This window comes from Paraburkholderia sp. RCC_158 (assembly GCF_041355255.1).
Taxonomy (GTDB): Bacteria; Pseudomonadota; Gammaproteobacteria; order Burkholderiales; family Burkholderiaceae; genus Paraburkholderia; species Paraburkholderia graminis.
The window spans coordinates 137,800-159,350 of record NZ_JBFUPM010000013.1 but is presented as its reverse complement, the minus strand read 5'-3'; the positions used below and the strand labels follow the sequence as shown (position 1 = coordinate 159,350).

Genomic DNA, 21,551 nt, shown 5'->3' with positions numbered 1-21,551 from the left:
GATAGCGAACGCATAAAAATCCGGAGATCAGCATTTGACCGATTCCGAGGCGCTGCGGCGGGCTCAGGCAGTCCGCCGCTTCAATCGCTTTTACACGCGGCTTATCGGCGCTCTGCACGAGCATCTGGCTCACAGCACTTTCTCGCTGACCGAGGTGCGCGTCCTGCACGAGCTGTCGCGCGGGCGCGAGCAAACCGCGTCGGTGCTCGGCCGCGCGCTTGGACTGGACAGCGGTTATCTGAGCCGTCTGCTGACCAATTTCGAACGACGCAATCTCATCACGCGACGACCGTCCGAGACCGACGCGCGTCAGTCGCTGATCGCGTTGACGGATAACGGCCACGCTGCGTACGCGCCGCTCGACGCTGCCGCCAGCCAGGAAGTGCTCGACCTGCTGGGGCGGCTCACCGCGGGCTCGCAGGAGCAGTTGATTGCCGCGATGAACATCGTCGAAAGGCTGCTTGGCGACAAGCCTCGGCCGGACACGGCGGAACTGCGCGCGCCGCGCCCCGGCGAATGCGGGTGGCTTGTGCATCGGCAGGCGCAGTGGTTCGCGGCGCAATACGGTTGGGACGAATCGTTCGAGGGACTGCTCGCGCGCGTGGTCGCCGACTACACGCAGCGCAACGATACGGTTCGCGAACGGTGCATCGTCGCCGATCAGCACGGCATGGTGGCGGGTGCGGTGTGCGTCGTCGCGGTGTCGACGACGGTAGCGGGCCTGCGGCTCTTGTGGGTCGAACCGGATTTGCAGCGCCTCGGCATCGGCACGCGGTTGATCGCCGAAGCGACGCGCTTCGCGCGGCGCGCCGGCTATACGAGATTGACGCTGACCACGGCCAGCGCTTTGGAGGAACCGCGGCGCCTGTGCAAGCGCGCCGGTTTCGAACTGGTCAGCGCGGCGCCGGAGCGCCGTTTCGGCAAGGACCTGATCGTCGAGCGCTGGGAGCTCGGCTTATAGACGGCCGCGTCAGAACGACGGCACCACCGAACCCTTGAACTGCGTCTTGATGAACTGGCGCACGTCTTCCGATTGATACGCGGCAACCAGCTTCTTCACCCACGGCTTGTCCTTGTCCTGCGTGCGCACGGCGATCAGGTTCGCGTACGGGCTGTGGACGTCCTCGAGCGCGATCGCGTCCTTGGTCGGCTGCAGGCCCGCGGCCAGTGCGAAGTTGGTGTTGATCGCGGCCGCGTCGACATCGGCGAGCGAGCGCGGCAATTGCGCGGCATCCAGTTCGACCAGCTTGATCTTCTTCGGATTCTCCGCGACGTCGAGCGCCGTCGCGTTATTGCCGTTCGTGCCCGCGCCGGCCTTCAGCTTGATCACGCCTTGCGCTTGCAAAAGCAGCAGCGCGCGGTTCTCGTTCGACGGGTCGTTCGGCACCGCGACCTTCGCGCCTTGCTGCAAGTCCTTCACCGACTTCAGCTTCTTCGAATAGATGCCGAGCGGCGAGATATACGTGAGACCCGCGCTGACGATCTTGTAGCCGCGCTGCTTGATCTGGCTGTCGAGATACGGCTGATGCTGGAAGCTGTTGGCGTCGAGATCGCCGGCGTCGAGCGCGGCGTTCGGCTGCACGTAGTCGTTGAATTCGACGACCTTCACGTTCAGCCCTTCACGCTTGGCGACCTTGGTGACGACTTCCCAGATCTGCGCATCGGGGCCGCTGATCGTGCCGACCTTGATGGCTTTGTCGTCGGCGTGCGCGCCGAAGCTGGCGACGATCGCCGCGCCGGCGACTACTGCGGAGAGGGCTTTGATGATAATTCTGCGCTGCATGTCATTCTCTCTGTTTCTGGTCGAATCCATTTGCAAGGGACTCGGGTGATAGCCGAAGACAGACGCTGACGACACGCGCGTCACCGCGCAATGAAGGACGTCGCCGGCTGGACCGTAAATCGTCTCATATGCGCTGCAAGATGGGAAATACCGCAATCGCATATGAGTATGCAGCGCGCGGCTCGCGGCTCGCGGCGAAAGGTCACGCCGTGACGGATAATCCGAAACGTTGCCGCGAGTGTGCGCGGCATGTTCACTTGCGTGTGAGGACGCCTATCCATGTATGTCATCAACCTGATCTACACCGCTTCGCTCGAAAGGATCGACGACGCGCTCGAAGCGCATCGCGCCTTTCTCGCGGAGCAATTCGAAGCAGGCGTGTTCGTGGCTGCGGGGCCGAAAGTGCCGCGCGACGGCGGGATCATTCTGGCGGTGCGCATCGAGCGCGACAAGCTGGATGCGATCCTTGCGACCGATCCGTTCGCCGTGCAAAAGCTCGCGCGTTATGAGGTGACGGAGTTCAAGACCACGCGGCTCGCGCCGGGATTGAATCTGCCGATGCCGGCTTGAGGTTGTCGCGGGTTGGTGTGGTCGCTACGTGCTTTTGACCTGGGTTTCGCTGCATCAATCCAGCAGCAGCTTGATGTCGTGCACCCAGGGCGCGGCGCCCTGGCCGTCGCGTGCGAAGAGGCGCAGCTTGCCGTCGGTGTCGAACACATAGCTCGCCGCGGTATGGTCCATCGTGTAGCTGTCGGGCGTCTTGCCCGGCACCTTCGCGTAGTAGACGCGGAAGTCTTTCGTCACCTTCTTGACCTGCGCGTCGTCGGCGGGACGCAGACCGACGAAGCTCGGATTGAACGCCGGCACGTATTGTCCGAGCAACGCGGCAGTGTCGCGCTCGGGATCGACGGTGACGAACAGCACCTGCACACGCTTGGCATAGTCGGGACCGAGTTGCTGCAGCGCTTGCGAGAGCTCGGCCATCGTGGTCGGGCAAACGTCCGGGCAATGCGTATAGCCGAAGAACAGCACGACCACCTTGCCCTTGTAATCCGCCATCGTGCGAATCTTGCCGGACGTGTCGGGCAGCGAGAAGTTGCTGCCGAATTGCGTGTTGCCGGTAATGTCGAGATTCTGGAATGCCGGCTGCTCTTTGCCGCAGCCCGCGACAAACAACGCGCCGCCGAGCGCACAGGCGATCACAGCAGCACGCGCGGCGCGCGCGAAGCGGATATTGAGCATGGGTTATTACACGCCGATCAGGACGCGCACATAGTGGTCGACCAGCAGCGCGGCGAACAGCAGCGACAGATAGACGATCGAATAACGGAAGGTTCGGCGCGCCAGATCGTCCGAATACTCGAGGTAGATCTTCCACGCGTAGGCGAGAAACAGCGCGCCGAGCAGCACGGCCGCGGCAAGGTACACCACGCCGCTCATGCCGGAGATGAACGGCATCATCGTGACGGCGAACAGGATCACCGTGTAAAGCAGAATGTGCAGCCGCGTGTACTTCTCGCCGTGAGTGTTCGGCAGCATCGGCAGGCCGGCGTTTTCATAATCTTTGCGGCGATACAGCGCGAGCGCCCAGAAGTGCGGCGGCGTCCACACGAAAATGATCAGCACGAGAATCCACGCGTCGCCGGGTACATGGCCGGTGACCGCAGCCCAGCCGAGCGCGGGCGGCATGGCGCCCGACGCGCCGCCGATCACGATGTTCTGCGGCGTGGCAGGCTTCAGCAGCAGCGTATAGATGACCGCATAGCCGACGAAAGTGGCAACCGTGAGCCACATGGTGAGCGGATTGGCGAACGTGTAGAGCGTCCACATGCCGAGGCCGCCGAGCACGGCCGAGAACAGCAGGATCTGCGACGTGGTGATTTCGCCGCGCGCCGACGGACGCCACGACGTGCGCCGCATCTTCGCGTCGATCTTCTGTTCGACGAGGCAATTGATTGCGAACGCCGCGCCGGCCAGCAGCCAGATGCCGACCGTGCCGCCGATCAGAACGGTCCACGGCACCATGCCCGGCGTCGACAGAAACATGCCGATGACCGCGCAGAACACCGCGAGTTGCGTGACGCGCGGCTTGGTGAGCGCGATGTACTGCGACATCCTGCTGCCGGGCGTTTGGGGAAGTGTTGTGCTGTCCATGTGGAGTCACGCTGGCGCGGCATCGTGCGCGGGCAATACGGCACGGCCGGGACGGCTATAAGCGATTCGAAAGTTTAGCATAACGAGCAGGAGCAGCAGGACCGCCGCGCCGCCGTTATGAGCTACCGCAATAGGCAAAGGCCATTGTAGGACGATGTTCGACAATCCCGTGATGAACTGGATCAACACCACCAGCAATACGCCGTTCGCCGGACGCCGCAGCGACTCGAAGCGGCGCAGCTTGAGCGCAAACCACACGAGGTAGGCAATCACCACGAACGCAAACGTGCGATGCGTCCAATGGATCGCCACGAGCGCCTCCTGCGTGATCATGTCGCCGTCGCCCGTCATGCCGAGCGCGCGCCACAGGTGGAAGCCGTGAGCGAAGTCCATCGGCGGGAGCCATTGGCCGTTGCAGGTCGGGAAGTCGGTGCAGGCGAGCACCGCATAGTTCGTGCTGACCCAGCCGCCCAACGCGATCTGCGCGATCAGCAACGCGAGACCCGCGAGCGCCGCCGTGCGCCAGCGTGCGGCTTCCGGCTCGTAGGCCGGCAGCGGCGTTTGCCGCGCGGCGAGCCAGCCGAGCATGCCGAGCAACGCGAGGCCGAGCAGCAGATGCGTCGTCACGATGACCGGCTGCAGTTTCAGCGTAACCGTCCACGCGCCGAACGCGCCTTGCACGAGGATCAGCAGCAGCAGCGACGTCGGCCACCACGGCGACACATGCAGCGGGCGGCGCTTGATGCGCGCGACCCACGCGATGACCGTCTGCGCGACGATCAGCACGCCGATGGCCATTGCGAAATAGCGATGGACCATCTCGATCCAGGCCTTCGTCATGCTGACGGGGCCGGTCGGCATCGCCTGATGCGCGGCCGTGATGGCCGCATGCGCGATAAACGGCGACGACGTGCCGTAGCAGCCCGGCCAGTCCGGACAGCCGAGCCCGGAATCGGTGAGACGCGTGAAGCCGCCGAACATCACGAGGTCGAGCGTGAGGAACGTGGTGAACCAGACGAGCTTGCGGAATTTGTTGTCGTCGGCCTTGACCCACACGTAGGACAGCGGCAACAACGCGATACACAAACCGATCAGGCCCAATTGCAATACGAACATCTTGATTACCCTGGTTGCGGCATCAGCCGATGCGGGACCACTTGAGCAGCTTGGTCAGGTCGCCCTTGATCTTGCTCGGGTCGGGATCTTTCGGGAAACGCATCATCAGATTGCCGTTCGGATCGACCATATAGAGGTGGTCGGTCACTCGAGTGCCCTTGTCGACGGGCAGCCATGCCGACACTTGCGCCGGATCGGCAATCAGCATGTTGGTGTCGGGATACGCTTTTTGTATCACGTCAGCGACGTTGCCCGCATCCGTGCGCAGCCACACTTCTACTACACGCTCGCGTTCCGGGCCCTGGGCCGCGCGGATTTGCCGCATGAAGTACAGCTTCGTGACGCAGGCTTTGTCGCAGGCGCTGTTGTCGACGGAAACCAGCAGCCAGTGGCCGCGCAGCGTGGCGAGCTTGAGCGGCTTGCCGTCTTCGCCGGTCACGACGAGCGACTCGGGAATCGGCCGTTGCGGTTCGACGAGCGTGCCGTAGCTCGTCGAACCGCCCGTCGGCTTGACGACGTAGTACATGAAGTAGGAGATGGCGATCGGCGCGCCGCAGACGATGGCCAGCAGCAGCAGCATCCAGCGGCCGCGCTGCCACGAGCCGCGGCCGTTCGGTTGGCCGGGCATTGGTTTCGCTGCAGCGCGTTGGGCGGCGGCGAGGTTCGCGTTGCCAGGTTTCGCGTTGGACTGTCCGTTGGATTTGCCGCCGGATTTGCTGCTTTCAGGCGAACGGGGAGATTGCGTCGACACTACGTGACCTCTCTCAATGATTGTGCGGCTCGCGTCGAACTCACATGGAGCGGCGCGAAGCACGCTGCGTCACACGCCGGGCGCGTGCTCTTTTCTGGCGGCGCGGCGCGCGGCGTAAAGGCCGAAGGCCACCGCCGCCGCCGCCATGCCCCACCACTGGAACATGTAGCCGTAATTGCGCTCGACGCCGCTGGTCGGAGCCGGCCAGTCGCGCACGAGCTTGTCGCCATCGTCGCTCAATTGCTGGATCACGAACGGCTGCAAAGGCAGTCCGGTTTCAGCGGCGTAAGCGGCGATATCCAGGTTCTGGCGAATCGGCTGATGCGCGGCCGAACCGCCCTGCCCGAGTTCGTAAGCACGCGACGCATCAGCGCGCGCTATGCCTTCGATCTCGATCTCACCCTGCGGCGTGACGTACGGCGCGATCGTCTCGCGATTGCTCATATTGCGCGGCAACCATCCGCGATTGATCAGCACATAACCGCCGTCCGCGAGTTTAAAAGGCATCACGACGTAAAAGCCCGGCTGATCGTTATACGGACGATTATCCAGGTACACGACCTTGTCCGCGACAAACGTGCCGCGCGCCTTCACACGATGAAATTCGATGTCCTTCAATGCCACCGGCGCGCGGGTCACGGGCTGAGCGGGCGCGTTTTCGAACTGCGTGATGCGCGCCTCGAGCGCTTCTTTCTGATGCGCGCGGTCACGCTGCCAGAAGCCGAGCCGCATAGTGACCGCGACCACCAGCAGGATCAATAACGCGGGCACGAGCCGGAATTTCATCGACGATACTCCCTGCCTGCATTGAGCGCCGCGGGGAACGCAGGGCAAACGCCGACGCGCGGTGAGATAATAAACGTCTCGCCTTTGCGCTTTTCCGTTTCAGCAGATTCCATGCACATTCTCGTCCCCATTGCCTTCGCACTGATCATCGCCAGCATGGTGTCGGCGCTGTACTTCATGATGCATGACAAGGGCAAAACCAAGCGGATGGTCTGGTCGCTCGCCACGCGAGTCGGACTGTCGATCTCGCTGTTCCTCTTCATCCTGTTTGCTTACTGGATGGGCTGGATTCACTCGACGGGCATTCCGTACGGGCGCTGAATCCGGCAAGAGGTTTTACCGCTCTAAACAAAACGCCGCCCTGACAGGGTCGAGGGCGGCGCTGCATCAAACCGGTATGCCTGCTTCTGCGTACTGCTGATTGCGTACAGCCTGAGCGCCCGCCGAAAAACACGTTGGGCAACAGCCCGCGCAGTTCCGGCAAGCGCCGGCCCGCGCGGACAGTTCAACCCTACAGCCAGTACACGACGACGTACAGTCCGAGCCAGACCACGTCCACGAAGTGCCAGTACCAGGCCGCGCCTTCGAACGCGAAATGGTGCTCCGCCGTGAAGTGGCCGCGGATCATGCGCGCCAGCACCACCGCCAGCATCGTGCCGCCGAGGAACACGTGGAAACCGTGGAAGCCGGTCAGCAGGAAGAACGTCGAGCCATACACGCCCGAAGCCAGCGTCAGGTTCAGTTCGTTGTACGCGTGGAAATATTCGAAGCCCTGCAGGAACAGGAAGCAGACGCCGAGCACCAGCGTAGCCGCCAGCCAGATGATCGCCTTCTTGCGATGATCTTCGCGCAGCGCGTGGTGCGAGACCGTCAGCGTCGCGCCCGACGACAGCAACAGCGCGGTATTGATAGTCGGCACCGGCCACGGCGTCATCGACTTGAAGGTCGACACGAGCGCCGCAGGACCGTTGTTCGGCCACACCGCCGAGAAGTCCGGCCAGATCAGCTTGTAGTCGAGGCTCGACAGTTCATGCAGCGCGATGGCGCGTGCGTAGAACAGCGCGCCGAAGAACGCGCCGAAGAACATGACTTCGGAGAAGATGAACCAGCTCATGCTCCAGCGATACGACTTGTCGACGTTCTTGCCGTACATGCCGCCTTCGGACTCGGCAATCGCGTCGCCGAACCAGTGCCACAACGTAAAGAGCAGCCACAGCAGACCGACGACAACCCCGATCGGCGCCAGTTCATGTTCGTTGATCCAGGCCGCCAGCGATCCGAGCATGATCAGCAAGCCAACCGCGGCGGTGATCGGATGCCGCGACGGATGCGGTACGAAATAGTACGGGCTCTCGTTTTGACCGCTCATTCTTGATTCTCCACTTCAGTCCAGTTGTTCCGGAAGCTCCGGCTGTATCTTCGACGGCGCGTGGCTACCGCACCGCTTCACTCTAATCCCTGGGCGCTGCGGCGCCCGGTCCTTCCTGCATCGTCACGCTGCGCGAGCCGTCTTGACCGTCTCAGCCGACCACCGCGCGAACCACCAGAACCAGCACGCCGATGAAAATAGCCGTGCTGATCAGCGCCGCGATAATCACATGCAGCGGGTTCAGTTGCGTCGCGTCGCTTTCAAGATCGCGCCGCTTGCGCACGCCGAAAAACGACCAGAACACCGCCCGCATCGACTGGCCAAAGCTGCTCTTGCGCGGGCCGCCGCTGTTATCGCTCATTGCTGTCTTCCTTCGCCTGGGCCTGCGCCTTGGCCTGGGTTTCGGCCCTTACCATCAGGCGGGATTGGCGGCCGTGGCCCCCGTCTCAGCCGGAAGCGCCGCGCTTCCAACCTTCGCCGTTGCCGGCGTGTTCAACTCGAAAAACGTGTACGACAACGTGATCGTTTTCACATCCTTCGGCAGCTTCGGATCGACGACGAACACCACCGGCATCCGCTTCGTTTCGTTCGCCTTCAACGTTTGCTGCGTAAAGCAAAAACACTCGATCTTCTTGAAGTACTCGGTCGCCTGCTTCGGCGCGTAGCTCGGAATGGCTTGCGCCTGGATCGAGCGCGCCTGTTCGTTGCTCACCTCGTACATCACCGTGGTCACTTCGCCCGGATGCACGTCGAGGCTGCGCTGCTCCGGCTTGAAACCGAGCGGGCCGCGCGCGTTCGCATCCAGTTCGATCGAAATCGTGCGGCTCATGTCGACTTGCGTGTTCTTCGCCTCGCGCACCGTCGCGTCGCGCTGCACCAGGTTGTTGATCCCGGTGATCTGGCAGATCGCGCGGTACATGGGCACCAGCGCAAAACCAAAGCCGAACATCATCAACGCGACGACGAACAGCTTGATCAGCATCGAACGGTTAAAAGAGCGATCGGCCTGAGCCGGCGGCTGCGTCGACATCTCAATCCTTAACAAACCTGCAAACCAGAGTTACCGCCTGGTCAGGAAAACCAGCCCTGATTGATGATGACGGCGGTGAAAAAAACCGCTGCGATGGCAAGCAGCACGAGACCTAACCGCCTGTTGCTCGCGCGAATCTGCTCCGGGGTACGTCTTTCCTGTGGATTGCGCGTCATGCTCGAGTTTCTGAATACCTTGCTGCTGCTTTTGTCACTGCGGTTGCCGCTTCGGCGGCTGCCCGGTTCCGATGACGGCACAACCATCATGCCGCCGCCGGAACCGGCCGTCTCGCCCAACGCCGATTATTCGACGGTCGGCGGGTGTTCGAACGTATGGAACGGAGCCGGGCTCGGCACAGTCCATTCCAGGCCCGTTGCGCCGTCCCACGGCTTGTCGGCCGCTTTTTCGTGCTCGCCGCCGCCGCGATACGCCGGCAGCGCGACCGCGAACAGGAAGTAGACCTGCGCGAGACCAAAGCCGAATGCGCCGATCGAGATCACCTGGTTCCAGTCGGTGAACTGCGCCGGGTAGTCGGCATAACGACGCGGCATGCCGGCGAGACCCACGAAGTGCATCGGCAGGAACGCGAGGTTGAAGAAGAACATCGACGCCCAGAAGTGGATCTTGCCGCGCGTCTCGTTGTACATCCAGCCGGTCCACTTCGGCGCCCAGTAGTACCAGCCGGAGAACAGCGCGAACAGCGAACCCGCCACCAGCACGTAGTGGAAGTGCGCCACCACGAAGTAAGTGCCGTGGTACTGAATGTCGAGCGGCGCCATTGCCAGCATCAGGCCCGACAGACCGCCGAACGTGAACACCAGCAGGAAGCCGACTGCGAACAGCATGGGCGTTTCGAACGACAGCGAACCGCGCCACATCGTCGCAACCCAGTTGAACACCTTCACGCCGGTCGGCACTGCGATCAGCATCGTGGCGTACATGAAGAAGAGCTGACCCGTAACCGGCATGCCGGTTGCGAACATGTGGTGCGCCCAGACCATGAACGACAGAATCGCGATCGACGACGTTGCGTACACCATCGAGCTATAGCCGAACAGCGGCTTGCGCGAGAACGCCGGGATCACCTGCGACACGATGCCGAACGCCGGCAAGATCATGATGTACACCTCGGGGTGCCCGAAGAACCAGAAGATGTGCTGGTACATGACCGGGTCGCCGCCGCCTGCCGCATTGAAGAACGACGTGCCGAAGTGGCGATCGAACAGCACCATCGTGATCGCGCCTGCCAGAACCGGCATCACGGCAATCAGCAGATACGCGGTGATCAGCCAGGTCCAGACGAACATCGGCATCTTCATCAGCGTGAGGCCCGGTGCGCGCATGTTCAGGATCGTCACGACGATGTTGATCCCGCCCATGATCGACGAAGCGCCCATCAGGTGGACCGCGAAAATCGCGAAGTCCATGCCCGGGCCCATCTGCGTGGAGAGCGGCGCGTACAGCGTCCAGCCCGCGGCGGTCGCGCCGCCCGGCGAGAAGAACGAACCGACCAGCAGAACAGCCGCGACCGGCAGAAGCCAGAAGCTGAAGTTGTTCATGCGGGCGAAAGCCATGTCCGATGCGCCGATCTGCAGCGGCACCATCCAGTTCGCGAAGCCGACGAAGGCCGGCATGATCGCGCCGAACACCATGATCAGGCCGTGCATGGTGGTCAACTGGTTGAAGAACTCGGGACGCATGATCTGCAGACCCGGTTCGAACAGTTCGGCACGGATCATCAGCGCCATCACGCCCCCGGAGAGGAACATGGTGAACGAGAAGATCAGGTACAGCGTACCGATGTCCTTGTGGTTGGTTGCGAACAGCCAACGACGCCAGCCGTGCGGCGTTTCGTGGGCATGGTCGCCGTGCACGTGCTCGTGGCCCGCGACTACATCGTGTCCGATGCTAGACATGACAATCTCCTAAAGCGAATACTGCGGTGCGATCATGAACACGTCAGGCAGCCGGACTTGCAGCCGCACTAATTTCAACACGTCGGGCTTCTTTCGCGTCGCCGCCGCCCGTGATCGTTTCCGGCTTTTTCAAAATGATATGGTCTTCGGCGATGCCGGCTGCTTTCAACGCGTCGCGCACGGCTTCGGCGCGGCTCTTTGCGAGCTTCGCGTTGGTGTCGGCGGAACCGGATGCGTCGGTGAAGCCCGACAGCGTGAACTTCGCGTCCGGATGCGCTTTGGCATAAGCCGAGGCTGCCTCGACTGCCGCTTTCGCGTCGGCCGGCAGCGTGCTCTTGCCGGTATCGAAGTAGACGCTGGCGGGCAGCGCAGCTTGCGATGCGCCCGCGCTTTCCGAACCCGCTGAAGCTGCCTGTGCACCCGCTGCCTGTGCACCCGATGCTTCCGAAGCCGCGGCGCCCGAAGCAGCAGCGCCGCTTGCGGCCGCGCCCGTGTCGGCCAGATGATTGCCGCCTTCGGGCAGCTTGCCGTTGCGGGCGTCCGCGACCTGCTTCGGCTGGAGAATGTCGCCGGTATGGTTGCCCCACGAGTTACGCTCGAACGTGACAACCGATGCGATCTCCACGTCGTTCAGCGTAGGCGCCCACGAAGGCATGGCGTTCTTGCCCTTCAGCACGATGCTGACATGCTCGGCGATCGCGCCGTTGGCGACCTTGCTGCCGTCGAGCGCTGGAAACGCGCCCGCGCCCTTGCCCGTCGGCTGGTGGCAGACCGCGCAGTTCGCCGCGTAGACCTTGCCGCCGCGTTCCATCAGTTCCGCCATGGTGTACGTCTTGTTCGGATCGTCCTGACCCGCGGCCATTTTCTTCTTCTGCGCGTCGACCCACTTCGCGTAGTCGTCGGTGGAGAGCACTTCGACGACGACCGGCATGAACGCGTGTTCCTTGCCGCACAGTTCGGTACAGAAGCCGCGGAACGTGCCGACCTTCTCGGCCTTGAACCACGTGTCGCGCACGAAGCCCGGAATCGCGTCCTGCTTCACGCCGAAAGCCGGCACGTACCAGGAGTGGACCACGTCGTTCGCGGTGGTGATGATGCGAATTTTCTTGCCGACCGGCACGACGAGCGGATTGTCGACTTCCTGCAGATACGTGGTGGAAATCGGCTGACGGCCGTCGGTTTCCGAACGCGGCGTGGCGAGCGTGGAGAGGAAGCTGATGCCCTCGCCCGGACCCTTCACGTAGTCGTAGCCCCACTTCCACTGGTAGCCGGTGACCTTGATGGTGACGTCGGCATTGGTCGTGTCCTTCATCGCGACGACCGTCTTGGTGGCCGGCAGCGCCATCAACACGACGATGATGAACGGCACGATCGTCCAGATGATTTCGACGGTGGTGCTTTCGTGGAAATTCGAAGCCTTATGTCCTTTCGACTTGCGGTGAGCGAAGATCGAATAGAACATCACAGCGAACACGCCGATGAAAATCACCGTGCACAGAATCAGCATTAGCGTGTGGAGGCTGTAGAGCTCCTCAGCGATTTTCGTCGCAGGCGGCTGGAGATTGATCTCGTTGACGGCGGGGCCGCCCGGAACATCGCCCACTGCCAGGGCGGCACCGGCGAAAAGCAGTCCGCTCATCGCCAGCACGCCCATGAGCGCTCGCTTGATTGTTTTCATAGCTTCCTTACCCAAAATTTCCATTCAAACCTTCGACCCCGCCGGCCCGCTCGCCCCGATCACCCGCTGCTCCGCTGCGGCGAACGCCGCATGCCCCGACGCGACTAACAACGCGCGAGCCATCTGCGCAATTCGCCGGCAAACTGCGCGCGCCGGTGCTGCGCGAGGTGCTGCCCGATCATGATCGTCTCGCCGCGCGAGACCAGTCTGATCTGATCACGCGGTGTTGCGCCAGCCTCGATCCGCACCCAGCGCGGATTGAACTCGAACTGCGTGACCTGCTCGGCGCTCACCTGTTCGATCACGAGCCGGTTCGGAAACAGCCGGATGCGTTCGTAATCGACAGCATGACGCGCATAGATGGCAAACGCGACGCCCACCGCCAGCAATTCGATACCGGTGAACGGCAACACCAGCCAGGCGCCGACCAGAACCAGCATGAAAGCAATTGCCAACGAGAACAACGCAAGCGACACGTAGAAACATACGAACTGCCGCGGCGACATGGAACAGTTGCGCTTCATCGTCCAGTCTTTAAGGACCGGTTCCGAATCCGCCAGCAGATCAGATGCTTCCATCGCTGCCTCCTGCCGATCGTCCCAAAGGCCCGCTATCGACCTCTATTCACCACTACCGCGCCAACCAGTCTTGCTGCCCTGTGCCTCGGGCCTGCCGCCCCAAATGTGGGAACTCCGGGCGACAAACTGACGCATTATAGGCGCGATCCATAGCATCCACAAGCAAGCCCCGGCTGCCTCACAAGCCAGGCGCGACAAGCCTCCGCGCCGTTTTGCCGCACGTTTTGCGCGTGTCTGGAAACGGTAATTTCAGACATAACAGATGTCCTCTTTACCGCTTCAGCGATTCCTTGACGAGCCTCGTCCAATGTCCTCGATTCGCACGATGCCATGCCCTTCGGCCGTCGTGCGCGGCACCGCTTTCCATGCGTGTCCGTAGATCACCTCGAAGGTCAGCGCGATCGTGCCGTCGCCGCGCCGGCGCGCTTCGAGCGCCGCCAGCAATGCCTTGTGCAACCGCCGTGCCGCCGCACCCGACGACGCTTCGCGCTCGAACGGATACGCGCCCCAACGGCGCACGTCCGCGAGCAGCGACTCGGGTGACTTATAGGTGATTGTGATAGTTTCCTGGTCCATCACGGGAATCTCGAAACCGCTTTCGACCAGCATGTCGCCAAGATCGTGCATGTCGACGAAGTCGATCACGTGCTTGCGCGAGCCGACGCCATGCGCCGCTTCGACTTCGGCATAGGCGCCGCGCAACTCCTTCAGCGTGTCGGGGCCGAGCGTGCTGAACATCAGCAGGCCGTTCACCTTCAAGACGCGCTGCCATTCCGGGAAGACGAGATCCGGGCGCGAGTGCCAGTGAAGCGCGAGATTGGACCAGATGAATTCGAACGCGCCCGCGGCGAAAGGCAGCGCGGCAAAGTCCGCTTGCGCGAAGCGCGGACCGCGTGCGCCGAGCGCCTTGCCGAGCGTGGCCGGCAAGAAACGCCGCCAACTGGTATCGCCGGAATCGTGGCGCAGCGCGCGCGTGAGCATGCCGCGCGACAGGTCCGTGCCGAACACCGGTGCTTCGGGAAAGCGCTCGCGCAATGCGGGGATGTCCTCGCCTGCACCGCAACCCGCGTCGAGCACGGCCGCCGGCGCGACCTTGATGTAATCGAGACGCTCGCGCATGCGCTGCGAAATTTCGCGCGGAAGGAAGGCGACGTCGTCGAAAGTCGCTGCGCGGCGGTCGAAAATCCGCCGCAGGCGCCGGGAGTCATAGGCCGGACGGCCAGATTGAGGGGGCGTTGGGGACATGGGTGTCGTGCTGGCGTGGAGCCCGAAGTATACTCGTTCGCTTCCTTCGATTCAGCGCCAAAGGCCTTTGCGGCCGCCCATGCATGCCATTCCGAGCCCGTTTTCCGTCTTCACGAAGCCCCTTCACGCGATTCGCGCGCGGCTTTCGCTCGGCGTGGCCGCATGCGATGCAGGCGATACTGCCTAACGCATGCGCGTTATGCGGCAATTTGTCGCATAACGCGCTGTGCGGCTTTTGCGACGAATCCTATTGGAATGAAGGCGCTTTGCGATGCTGCGTTTGCGCGGTTCCGTTGCCTGTCACATATCGGGGGCGTCGAGCGTCATATTGCTGTGGAGATTGCATCGCCGAAAAGCCGCCGTTCGACGCCACCTTCGCGCTCGCCGACTATCGTGCGCCGCTCGACACGCTCGCCGTCGGCCTCAAGTTTCGTGCGCAGCTCGTGCTTGCGCGGGAATTCGCGCGGCGCCTCGCGCTTCTCGCGCACGATGCCTGGCAAGATCCGTCGGAGTGTCCCGACGTGATCGCTCCTGTGCCGCTTGCGGACCGGCGTCTGCGAAAGCGCGGCTATAACCAGGCATGGCAGATCGCCAAACCGCTGGCTCGCGCGTTGCATGTGCCGCACGACGCGACGCTGCTGCGCCGCGTGATCGATACGGCGCCACAGTCGCGGCTCGATCTCGATGCGCGCCGAATGAACGTCGGGCGCGCATTCGAGGTTGCCGACAACGTGCAAGGGCTGCACGTCGGAATCGTCGACGATGTCATGACGACCGGCGCAACCCTCGAAGCGCTGGCTCGCACACTGAAAGCAGCGGGTGCGCGGCGCGTTACCAACTTCGTCGCGCTGCGCACACCGAAAAACTAGTCTCTACCTGGTCACCTTATGTTCAATGTCGTTCTTGTCGAACCGGAAATTCCGCCGAACACCGGCAACGTCATCCGCCTGTGTGCGAACACCGGCGCACGTCTGCATCTGATCGAGCCGCTCGGCTTTCCGCTCGACGACGCCAAGCTGCGCCGCGCCGGCCTCGACTATCACGAGTACGCGCAAATGAACGTGCATGCCGATTGGGCCGCGTTTGTCGCGAAGGAATCGCCTGATCCCTCGCGCATGTTCGCGTTCACCACGCGCGGCTCGGGCCGCTTTCACGAGCACGCGTTTCAGGAGGGTGACTGGTTTGTGTTCGGCGCGGAAACGCGCGGCCTGCCCGACTCGGTGCTCGAGCAATTCGCCGGCGAGCAGCGCGTGCGCCTGCCGATGCGTCCGGGCAACCGCAGCCTGAATCTGTCTAATACGGTGGCAATCGTAGTGTTCGAAGCGTGGCGTCAAATGGGATTCGAAGGCGGCGCCTGACGGCTTTTCAATTCGGACTGATAGCGCTCCAACATCGCGTCGTCGAAGCAGGCGAAGATCACGCTGCGCAGTTGCGGCATGCGCGGCAGATTTTCCAGTACGGTGTCGACCGCAATGCGGACTGCCTGATCGGCGGGAAAACGGTAGATGCCGCAACTGATCGCGGGGAACGCAATGCTCGCGCAATTCGCCTCGCGCGCCACTTCGAGCGAGCGCTGATAGCACGAGGCCAGCAAGTCGGCCTCGCCGTGCGTGCCGCCTCGCCATACGGGGCCCACCGCGTGGATCACATAACGCGCGGGCAAACGGTAGCCGCGCGTGAGTTTCGCGTCGCCGGTTGCGCAGCCGCCGAGTGCTTCGCATTCGCGCAGCAATTCGTTGCCGGCCGCGCGGTGGATCGCGCCATCCACACCGCCGCCGCCGAGCAACGAAGTATTGGCTGCGTTGACAATGGCATCCACGTCAAGCGTGGTGATGTCGGCCACGCGTGCTTCCAGCGTGCAACGATCGATACTGAGCATGTGAACCTCGCTGATCCGAAGCGTCGATAGACAGTGGACAGCGAGAGCAGACAGCCGTTCAGCGTTTTACACACCGAACGGCTGATTGAAACGGCTCAAGGAAGAACCGCAAGACGGCTTTTTCCTGCTTGTTCCAGCTTATTCGGCCTTGGAATCGCGCCGCAACAGAGCGCTGACGGCGTCGCGGGGCGCCACGCCGTCGAACAGCACGGCACAGACGGCCTGTGTGATCGGCATTTCAATTGCATGAGCGCGTGCGATCGCGAGAACCGCTTGCGCGCAGCGCACGCCTTCGGCCACATGCCCGAGGCCGCCGAGAATATCGGCAAGCGAGCGGCCTGCCGCGAGTTGCACACCCACCGTGCGGTTGCGCGACAGATCGCCGGTCGCGGTCAGAATCAGATCGCCAAGACCGGTCAAGCCGGTGAACGTCTCCGCCCGTCCGCCCAACGTCACGCCGAGGCGCGACATTTCGGCGAGACCACGCGTGATCAACGCGGCGCGCGCGTTCAGGCCGAGACCGAGGCCGTCCGCGATACCCGTCGCGATAGCCAGCACGTTCTTCACCGCGCCGCCTACTTCGACGCCGACAACATCGTCGCCGGTATAAATGCGCATCGCGCCGTGATGGAACGCGGCGACCGTGCGTTCGCGGCACGCCGCCGAAGCGCTCGCGATGGTCAGCGCGACCGGCAAGCCCTGGCCCACTTCGCGCGCGAAGCTCGGCCCCGACAGCACGCCGTTGCTGCCGTGCTCCGGCAATTCGGCCGCGACGACCTGGTGCGGCAGCAACTGCGAGTCGGCCTCGAAGCCTTTGCAAAGCCACACGACATGCGCCGGCACTTTGCCGGCATCGCGCATCGACTGGATGAGACTGCGCAGTCCGGCGACGGGCGTCGCGACGACGCATAACGCGTCGTCGGCGAGCGCGTGGTCGAGCGCTGCGTTGAGATCCGCTTCGTAGCGAAGCGCCGCAGGCAAAGCAACGCCCGCCAGATAGCGGGCGTTTTCATGCGAAGCGGCGAGATCCGTAACGAGCGCAGGTTCGCGCGCCCACAGCACCGTGTCGTGCCGAACGGCCAGATGGCCGGCGAGGGCTGTGCCCCACGCGCCGGCTCCGAGGACAGCAACCTTCATAGCCGGCACTGCCTGGGACACTTAATGCGTGACGCCGTTTTGCGCCGCGCCGTTCTCGCCGCCCATCTGCGCGAGGCGTTGCTCGTACAGCGCCTGGAAGTTGATTTCGGCGAGGTGGATCGGCGGGAAGCCGGCGCGCGTGATCGCGTCCGCGATGTTCGAACGCAGATACGGGAACAGGATCGTCGGGCATGCAATGCCGACGAGCGGATCGACCTGCTCAGCCGGAATATTGCGGATGTCGAAAATGCCCGCTTGCTTCGCTTCGATCAGGAACGCAACCTTGTCCGCGACCTTGGCCGTAACGGTGCCTGTCACGAGGATTTCGAAGACGGTGTCGGCGAGACGCTCGGCCTTCACGTCGACTTCCACTTCGACCGACGGCATATCCTGCTCGAGGAAAATGCCGGGCGAATTCGGCTGCTCGAGCGACATGTCCTTCAGATAGATGCGCTGGATGTTGAAGAACGGCTGGTTATTCTCGTCGGACATGATGGTGTGATTCCCTGATAGATATGCGTAGCGGCGGCCCCTGAGTCTCAAGGGCCGCCAGATAGTTGCGGCGCGCCGTCCGCCCCTTTCAGGAGCAACGATGCGCCGGCTTGTGTTTCACCCGCCGACACGCGCGCGCAACAGGCGCGCGAATTCAGGCGGCTTCGAGCAGAGGCGTCAGACCGCCCGCGCGATCCAGCGCGGAAAGGTCGTCGTACCCGCCGACATGCTTCTCGCCGATGAACACCTGCGGCACCGTGCGACGACCGGTCCTGGTCATCATTTCCTCACGACGGGCCGGGTCCTTGTCGATCAGTACTTTTTCGATATTCTCGACGCCGCGCGACTTTAAAAGACGTTCGGCCATCTGGCAATACGGGCACACCTGCGTGCTGTACATGATCACTTTGTTCACTTGGCTACTCCTTGTTTCACAACCGGCATGCCGGCTTTCTGCCAGGCGTCGACGCCGCCTTCCAGAACGTGGACTTCCGCATATCCTGCGTCCTGCACGATACGCGCTGCCTTGTTCGACTGCTGGCCGGTCTGGCAGACCAGCAGCACGGGGTTGTTCTTATTCTTCACCAGTTGCGCGACCTTTGCTTGCAACTCGGCGAATTCGAGGTGCCGCGCCGCGGGCAAATGGCCCTTGGCGAAGTCGGCCGACGGACGCAGGTCGATAACGGCCGCGTTGCGCCGGTTGATCAGTTGCGTGGCTTCGGCGGCCGACAGGCCACCGCGGCCGCGCCGGCTGATGGTCGGCCACAGCAGCAACCCACCGGAGATGAGGACGATCGCGATCAGGACAAGGTTTGTGTAATCAGTGAAAAACTTCACGGAAAATCCGCCGAAAAAGAGAGAAATCGGAAAGGGCAATCCGCCCATTATAAAATAAGCGTCTGACGCGATGGCGGCGCTCCTCGGCGGGCGCTTCGCAGCGCTTTACCGCTTCCTCACTACCGACCGGCAATCTTATGTACAAACTCGTTCTCATCCGCCACGGCGAATCGACGTGGAACAAGGAAAACCGCTTCACGGGCTGGGTCGACGTCGACCTGACCGAACAGGGCAACCGTGAAGCGCAGCAGGCGGGCGTGCTGCTGAAGGAAAACGGCTATACGTTCGACATCGCGTACACGTCGGTGCTCAAGCGCGCCGTTCGCACGCTGTGGCACGTGCAGGATCAGATGGATCAGATGTATATCCCCGTCGTCCATTCGTGGCGTCTGAACGAGCGCCACTACGGCGCGCTGTCGGGTCTGAACAAGGCCGAAACCGCAGCCAAGTTCGGCGACGAACAGGTGCTCGTCTGGCGCCGCAGCTACGACACACCGCCGCCGGCGCTCGAGCCGACCGACGAGCGCGCGCCGTACAACGACCCGCGCTACGCGAAGGTGCCGCGCGAGCAACTGCCTCTCACCGAGTGTCTGAAAGACACGGTCGCGCGCGTGCTGCCGCTGTGGAACGAGTCGATCGCGCCGGCCATCAAGTCGGGCCGCAAGGTGCTGATCGCCGCGCACGGCAACTCGATCCGCGCGCTGGTGAAGTACCTCGACAACATTTCGGACGACGACATCGTCGGGCTGAATATTCCGAACGGCGTGCCGCTCGTCTATGAACTCGATGAAAACCTGAAGCCTATCAAGCACTACTATCTGGGCGACCAGGAAGCGATCGCGAAGGCGCAGGCGGCCGTCGCCAAGCAGGGCAAAGCCGGCTAAGGTTGGCCGGCATGGCGTGCTCATTGGCCGCCACTCTTTGTTAAACAAGGTGACGAGAAACGCAGCAGTGCGTCGCCAGCGGACCACGCCGACCGGCAAGACGTACCGGTTAGCGCGGTCCGTTTCTTTTGAGCGCGCCATTCTGGCCGCCGTCTTCCGTTACGGCACATTACTTCGCAGCCGCGCGCACATTGCGCCGAACCCGGCACGCATCCCGCTGTCGAATCACGATTGCCTACCCCGCGCCCTCTGTTGGCGGGTGTGCAGTTATACTTGTCCGTCCCCATCTCTATCGACGCTGCCACGCGCTTCCGACCGCAACAGACTCTATGCGAAAGAACCTGAAAAATATCGGCCTGATCGCCGCGGGCCTTGCTACCGGTGTATTTGCCACCCTGCAACTTTCGGCTTCGGCGCAGCAGCCCGCCAGCGCCGCCGCCGCGCCCTTGCCGCTGGACCAGCTCAGGCTCTTTGCCGAAGTGTTCGGTCAGATCAAGCACGAATACGTCGAACCCGTCGACGATAAAAAGCTCCTCACCGCCGCGATCAAGGGCATGGTGTCGAGCCTCGACCCGCATTCGTCCTACCTCGACAAGACCGATTACGAGGAACTGCAGGAGCAGACCAAAGGTCGCTTCGCGGGCCTCGGCATCGAAATCTCGTCGGAAGACGGCCTGATTAAAGTCATTTCGCCGATCGAAGACACGCCTGCGTTCCGCGCCGGCATTCGTCCGGGCGACCTGATCACGCGCATCAACGACAAGCCGGTGCGCGGCATGACGCTCGACCAGGCCGTCAAGCAGATGCGCGGCGAGCCGGGCACCAAGGTCACGCTCACCATCTTCCGCAAGACCGACGACCGCACGTTCCCGCTCACCGTGACGCGCGCCGTCATCAAGGTGCAGTCGGTGAAGATGAAGATTCTTGCGCCGGGCTACGCGTATGTGCGTATCACGAGCTTCCAGGAACGCACCACGCCTGACCTCGCGGCGAAGCTGCAGGACATCGCGCGTCAGCAGCCGAACCTGAAGGGCCTCGTGCTCGACCTGCGCAACAACGGCGGCGGTCTGCTGCAAAGCGCGGTCGGCGTCGCCGGCGCGTTCCTGCCGCCGAACTCCGTCGTGGTGTCCACCAACGGGCAGATTCCCGATTCGAAGCAGGTTTATCGCGACACTTACGACAACTACCGTCTGCAATCTTTCGACAGCGATCCGCTGAAGGACGAAGCGCCGATCTTCAAGACGGTGCCGATGGTCGTGCTGACCAACGCGTATTCGGCGTCGGCGTCGGAGATCGTCGCGGGTGCGTTGCAGGATCAGCATCGCGCGTTGATCGTCGGCAAGACGACCTTTGGCAAGGGCTCGGTGCAGACCGTGCGCCCCATGACCGCCGACACCGCATTGCGTCTGACCACGGCGTATTACTACACGCCGAGCGGCCGCTCGATCCAGAACAAGGGCATCCGTCCTGACATCGCGGTCGATCAATACGCGGAAGGCGATCCGGACGACGCACTCGTCACGCGCGAGGTCGACTACTCGAACCACCTTGCCAACACGCAAGATCCGAACGAGAAGAAGGAAGCCGAGAAGCGCGAGCAGGATCGCATGGACCAGTTGCGTCAGCTCGAAGAGCAGAACGACAAGAAGACGCCGGAACAGCGTCAGAAAGATCGTGAGCGCAAGCCGGTCGAATTCGGTTCCGCCGACGACTTCATGCTGACGCAGGCGCTGAACAAGCTCGAAGGCAAGCCGGTGCAGGAGTCGAAGTCGGTAACCGAACGGCGTCTCGCGCAGAACAAGCCGGCTACGTCGGCGTCCGCGCCGGTTGCTGTGAAGCCGACGCAACCGGTGCCCGGCGCGTCGGGTCCGGCTCCGGCGTCGGCTCCGGCCACGCAAGGCAAGTAGTCGCGCAAG

The 21,551-nt window shown here is 62.9% G+C and carries 26 protein-coding genes; 7 read left to right on the top strand and 19 right to left on the bottom strand.

The features are described 5' to 3' along the window. Positions 1-34 precede the first annotated feature (34 nt). A complete protein-coding gene (locus AB6809_RS23840; protein ID WP_006048056.1) occupies positions 35-961 on the top strand; it encodes a helix-turn-helix domain-containing GNAT family N-acetyltransferase in 927 nt (308 codons plus the stop codon). A 9-nt stretch (positions 962-970) separates the two neighbouring features. On the opposite strand, the gene AB6809_RS23835 is transcribed toward AB6809_RS23840, so the two are convergent. Beyond that, positions 971-1,783, bottom strand: coding sequence for a MetQ/NlpA family ABC transporter substrate-binding protein (locus tag AB6809_RS23835; protein ID WP_006048057.1), 813 nt, complete (start codon positions 1,781-1,783; stop codon positions 971-973). A gap of 279 nt (positions 1,784-2,062) precedes the next feature. On the opposite strand from AB6809_RS23835, the gene AB6809_RS23830 reads away from it, so the two are divergent. Further along, positions 2,063-2,353 (top strand): YciI family protein, encoded by a 291-nt coding sequence (locus tag AB6809_RS23830; RefSeq protein ID WP_371027337.1) that lies wholly within the window; start codon positions 2,063-2,065, stop codon positions 2,351-2,353. A gap of 54 nt (positions 2,354-2,407) precedes the next feature. Here the strand turns inward: AB6809_RS23830 and AB6809_RS23825 are convergent, their stop codons facing one another. The 5 genes from AB6809_RS23825 to AB6809_RS23805 all read right to left on the bottom strand — a co-directional run bounded on the left by AB6809_RS23825 (position 2,408) and on the right by AB6809_RS23805 (position 6,590). Then, positions 2,408-3,025: an SCO family protein gene (locus tag AB6809_RS23825; protein WP_371027335.1), complete on the bottom strand. Its 618-nt coding sequence runs from the start codon at positions 3,023-3,025 to the stop codon at positions 2,408-2,410. Between the two features lie 6 nt (positions 3,026-3,031). Continuing rightward, entirely contained in the window at positions 3,032-3,937 is a 906-nt protein-coding gene (gene cyoE / locus AB6809_RS23820) for a heme o synthase (RefSeq protein ID WP_371027334.1), read from the bottom strand. A gap of 6 nt (positions 3,938-3,943) precedes the next feature. Continuing rightward, positions 3,944-5,053 carry a heme A synthase gene (locus AB6809_RS23815; RefSeq protein WP_371027333.1) on the bottom strand — a complete coding sequence of 370 codons (1,110 nt, stop codon included), beginning with the start codon at positions 5,051-5,053 and terminating at the stop codon, positions 3,944-3,946. A 22-nt stretch (positions 5,054-5,075) separates the two neighbouring features. Next, entirely contained in the window at positions 5,076-5,804 is a 729-nt protein-coding gene (locus AB6809_RS23810) for an SCO family protein (protein ID WP_370882094.1), read from the bottom strand. Between the two features lie 69 nt (positions 5,805-5,873). Beyond that, positions 5,874-6,590 (bottom strand): SURF1 family protein, encoded by a 717-nt coding sequence (locus tag AB6809_RS23805; RefSeq protein WP_006048063.1) that lies wholly within the window; start codon positions 6,588-6,590, stop codon positions 5,874-5,876. A 111-nt stretch (positions 6,591-6,701) separates the two neighbouring features. Here AB6809_RS23805 and AB6809_RS23800 point away from each other — a divergent pair, with 111 nt between their 5' ends. Next, positions 6,702-6,911: a twin transmembrane helix small protein gene (locus tag AB6809_RS23800; protein ID WP_006048064.1), complete on the top strand. Its 210-nt coding sequence runs from the start codon at positions 6,702-6,704 to the stop codon at positions 6,909-6,911. Between the two features lie 190 nt (positions 6,912-7,101). Here AB6809_RS23800 and AB6809_RS23795 read toward each other — a convergent pair whose 3' ends face one another. The 8 genes from AB6809_RS23795 to AB6809_RS23760 all read right to left on the bottom strand — a co-directional run bounded on the left by AB6809_RS23795 (position 7,102) and on the right by AB6809_RS23760 (position 14,406). Next, positions 7,102-7,959, bottom strand: a complete 858-nt coding sequence (locus AB6809_RS23795) for a cytochrome c oxidase subunit 3 (RefSeq protein ID WP_006048065.1) — start codon at positions 7,957-7,959, stop codon at positions 7,102-7,104. Positions 7,960-8,110: 151 nt separating this feature from the next. Next, positions 8,111-8,320 (bottom strand): DUF2970 domain-containing protein, encoded by a 210-nt coding sequence (locus AB6809_RS23790; RefSeq protein WP_053857464.1) that lies wholly within the window; start codon positions 8,318-8,320, stop codon positions 8,111-8,113. 54 nt (positions 8,321-8,374) lie between these two features. After that, on the bottom strand, positions 8,375-8,989 hold the full coding sequence (locus AB6809_RS23785; protein ID WP_006048067.1) for a cytochrome c oxidase assembly protein: 615 nt from the start codon (positions 8,987-8,989) through the stop codon (positions 8,375-8,377). Between the two features lie 41 nt (positions 8,990-9,030). Next, a complete protein-coding gene (locus tag AB6809_RS23780) occupies positions 9,031-9,165 on the bottom strand; it encodes a cytochrome oxidase small assembly protein (RefSeq protein WP_006048068.1) in 135 nt (44 codons plus the stop codon). Between the two features lie 126 nt (positions 9,166-9,291). Then, positions 9,292-10,905, bottom strand: a complete 1,614-nt coding sequence (gene ctaD, locus AB6809_RS23775; protein ID WP_006048069.1) for a cytochrome c oxidase subunit I — start codon at positions 10,903-10,905, stop codon at positions 9,292-9,294. A gap of 43 nt (positions 10,906-10,948) precedes the next feature. Continuing rightward, a complete protein-coding gene (gene coxB, locus AB6809_RS23770; RefSeq protein ID WP_006048070.1) occupies positions 10,949-12,607 on the bottom strand; it encodes a cytochrome c oxidase subunit II in 1,659 nt (552 codons plus the stop codon). A gap of 80 nt (positions 12,608-12,687) precedes the next feature. Then, entirely contained in the window at positions 12,688-13,161 is a 474-nt protein-coding gene (locus tag AB6809_RS23765) for a DUF2244 domain-containing protein (RefSeq protein ID WP_006048071.1), read from the bottom strand. 279 nt (positions 13,162-13,440) lie between these two features. Next, entirely contained in the window at positions 13,441-14,406 is a 966-nt protein-coding gene (locus tag AB6809_RS23760; RefSeq protein WP_029969662.1) for a methyltransferase domain-containing protein, read from the bottom strand. A gap of 83 nt (positions 14,407-14,489) precedes the next feature. Between AB6809_RS23760 and AB6809_RS23755 the strand changes: the two genes are divergently transcribed. Further along, complete coding sequence (locus AB6809_RS23755) at positions 14,490-15,275, top strand: ComF family protein (protein ID WP_307258396.1); 786 nt, start codon at positions 14,490-14,492, stop codon at positions 15,273-15,275. 18 nt (positions 15,276-15,293) lie between these two features. Then, positions 15,294-15,764: a tRNA (uridine(34)/cytosine(34)/5-carboxymethylaminomethyluridine(34)-2'-O)-methyltransferase TrmL gene (trmL, locus tag AB6809_RS23750; RefSeq protein ID WP_307251424.1), complete on the top strand. Its 471-nt coding sequence runs from the start codon at positions 15,294-15,296 to the stop codon at positions 15,762-15,764. On the opposite strand, the gene AB6809_RS23745 is transcribed toward trmL, so the two are convergent. The 5 genes from AB6809_RS23745 to AB6809_RS23725 all read right to left on the bottom strand — a co-directional run bounded on the left by AB6809_RS23745 (position 15,737) and on the right by AB6809_RS23725 (position 18,751). Next, positions 15,737-16,285, bottom strand: coding sequence for an O-acetyl-ADP-ribose deacetylase (locus tag AB6809_RS23745; RefSeq protein WP_307251422.1), 549 nt, complete (start codon positions 16,283-16,285; stop codon positions 15,737-15,739). The two genes, trmL and AB6809_RS23745, sit on opposite strands and share 28 nt — an antisense overlap. 138 nt (positions 16,286-16,423) lie before the next feature. Then, positions 16,424-17,422, bottom strand: a complete 999-nt coding sequence (locus AB6809_RS23740; RefSeq protein WP_114155757.1) for an NAD(P)H-dependent glycerol-3-phosphate dehydrogenase — start codon at positions 17,420-17,422, stop codon at positions 16,424-16,426. Positions 17,423-17,443: 21 nt separating this feature from the next. After that, a complete protein-coding gene (secB, locus tag AB6809_RS23735; RefSeq protein ID WP_006048077.1) occupies positions 17,444-17,914 on the bottom strand; it encodes a protein-export chaperone SecB in 471 nt (156 codons plus the stop codon). A gap of 154 nt (positions 17,915-18,068) precedes the next feature. Continuing rightward, positions 18,069-18,329, bottom strand: a complete 261-nt coding sequence (gene grxC, locus AB6809_RS23730) for a glutaredoxin 3 (protein WP_006048078.1) — start codon at positions 18,327-18,329, stop codon at positions 18,069-18,071. Beyond that, positions 18,326-18,751 carry a rhodanese-like domain-containing protein gene (locus AB6809_RS23725; RefSeq protein WP_029969654.1) on the bottom strand — a complete coding sequence of 142 codons (426 nt, stop codon included), beginning with the start codon at positions 18,749-18,751 and terminating at the stop codon, positions 18,326-18,328. Before AB6809_RS23725 ends, grxC begins: the two co-directional genes overlap by 4 nt. Positions 18,752-18,888: 137 nt before the next feature. On the opposite strand from AB6809_RS23725, the gene gpmA reads away from it, so the two are divergent. Next, complete coding sequence (gene gpmA / locus AB6809_RS23720) at positions 18,889-19,635, top strand: 2,3-diphosphoglycerate-dependent phosphoglycerate mutase (protein ID WP_006048080.1); 747 nt, start codon at positions 18,889-18,891, stop codon at positions 19,633-19,635. Between the two features lie 329 nt (positions 19,636-19,964). Next, positions 19,965-21,542 (top strand): S41 family peptidase, encoded by a 1,578-nt coding sequence (locus AB6809_RS23715; RefSeq protein ID WP_006048081.1) that lies wholly within the window; start codon positions 19,965-19,967, stop codon positions 21,540-21,542. Positions 21,543-21,551: the final 9 nt, after the last annotated feature.

Coding starts and splice junctions, on each gene's coding strand:
- AB6809_RS23835 (WP_006048057.1), bottom strand. CDS start 1,783: ATGCAGCGCAGAATTATCATCAAAGCCCTCTCCGCAGTAGTCGCCGGC.
- AB6809_RS23830 (WP_371027337.1), top strand. CDS start 2,063: ATGTATGTCATCAACCTGATCTACACCGCTTCGCTCGAAAGGATCGAC.
- AB6809_RS23825 (WP_371027335.1), bottom strand. CDS start 3,025: ATGCTCAATATCCGCTTCGCGCGCGCCGCGCGTGCTGCTGTGATCGCC.
- cyoE (WP_371027334.1), bottom strand. CDS start 3,937: ATGGACAGCACAACACTTCCCCAAACGCCCGGCAGCAGGATGTCGCAG.
- AB6809_RS23815 (WP_371027333.1), bottom strand. CDS start 5,053: ATGTTCGTATTGCAATTGGGCCTGATCGGTTTGTGTATCGCGTTGTTG.
- AB6809_RS23805 (WP_006048063.1), bottom strand. CDS start 6,590: ATGAAATTCCGGCTCGTGCCCGCGTTATTGATCCTGCTGGTGGTCGCG.
- AB6809_RS23800 (WP_006048064.1), top strand. CDS start 6,702: ATGCACATTCTCGTCCCCATTGCCTTCGCACTGATCATCGCCAGCATG.
- AB6809_RS23795 (WP_006048065.1), bottom strand. CDS start 7,959: ATGAGCGGTCAAAACGAGAGCCCGTACTATTTCGTACCGCATCCGTCG.
- AB6809_RS23790 (WP_053857464.1), bottom strand. CDS start 8,320: ATGAGCGATAACAGCGGCGGCCCGCGCAAGAGCAGCTTTGGCCAGTCG.
- AB6809_RS23785 (WP_006048067.1), bottom strand. CDS start 8,989: ATGTCGACGCAGCCGCCGGCTCAGGCCGATCGCTCTTTTAACCGTTCG.
- AB6809_RS23780 (WP_006048068.1), bottom strand. CDS start 9,165: ATGACGCGCAATCCACAGGAAAGACGTACCCCGGAGCAGATTCGCGCG.
- ctaD (WP_006048069.1), bottom strand. CDS start 10,905: ATGTCTAGCATCGGACACGATGTAGTCGCGGGCCACGAGCACGTGCAC.
- coxB (WP_006048070.1), bottom strand. CDS start 12,607: ATGGAAATTTTGGGTAAGGAAGCTATGAAAACAATCAAGCGAGCGCTC.
- AB6809_RS23765 (WP_006048071.1), bottom strand. CDS start 13,161: ATGGAAGCATCTGATCTGCTGGCGGATTCGGAACCGGTCCTTAAAGAC.
- AB6809_RS23760 (WP_029969662.1), bottom strand. CDS start 14,406: ATGTCCCCAACGCCCCCTCAATCTGGCCGTCCGGCCTATGACTCCCGG.
- AB6809_RS23755 (WP_307258396.1), top strand. CDS start 14,490: ATGCCATTCCGAGCCCGTTTTCCGTCTTCACGAAGCCCCTTCACGCGA.
- trmL (WP_307251424.1), top strand. CDS start 15,294: ATGTTCAATGTCGTTCTTGTCGAACCGGAAATTCCGCCGAACACCGGC.
- AB6809_RS23745 (WP_307251422.1), bottom strand. CDS start 16,285: ATGCTCAGTATCGATCGTTGCACGCTGGAAGCACGCGTGGCCGACATC.
- AB6809_RS23740 (WP_114155757.1), bottom strand. CDS start 17,422: ATGAAGGTTGCTGTCCTCGGAGCCGGCGCGTGGGGCACAGCCCTCGCC.
- secB (WP_006048077.1), bottom strand. CDS start 17,914: ATGTCCGACGAGAATAACCAGCCGTTCTTCAACATCCAGCGCATCTAT.
- gpmA (WP_006048080.1), top strand. CDS start 18,889: ATGTACAAACTCGTTCTCATCCGCCACGGCGAATCGACGTGGAACAAG.
- AB6809_RS23715 (WP_006048081.1), top strand. CDS start 19,965: ATGCGAAAGAACCTGAAAAATATCGGCCTGATCGCCGCGGGCCTTGCT.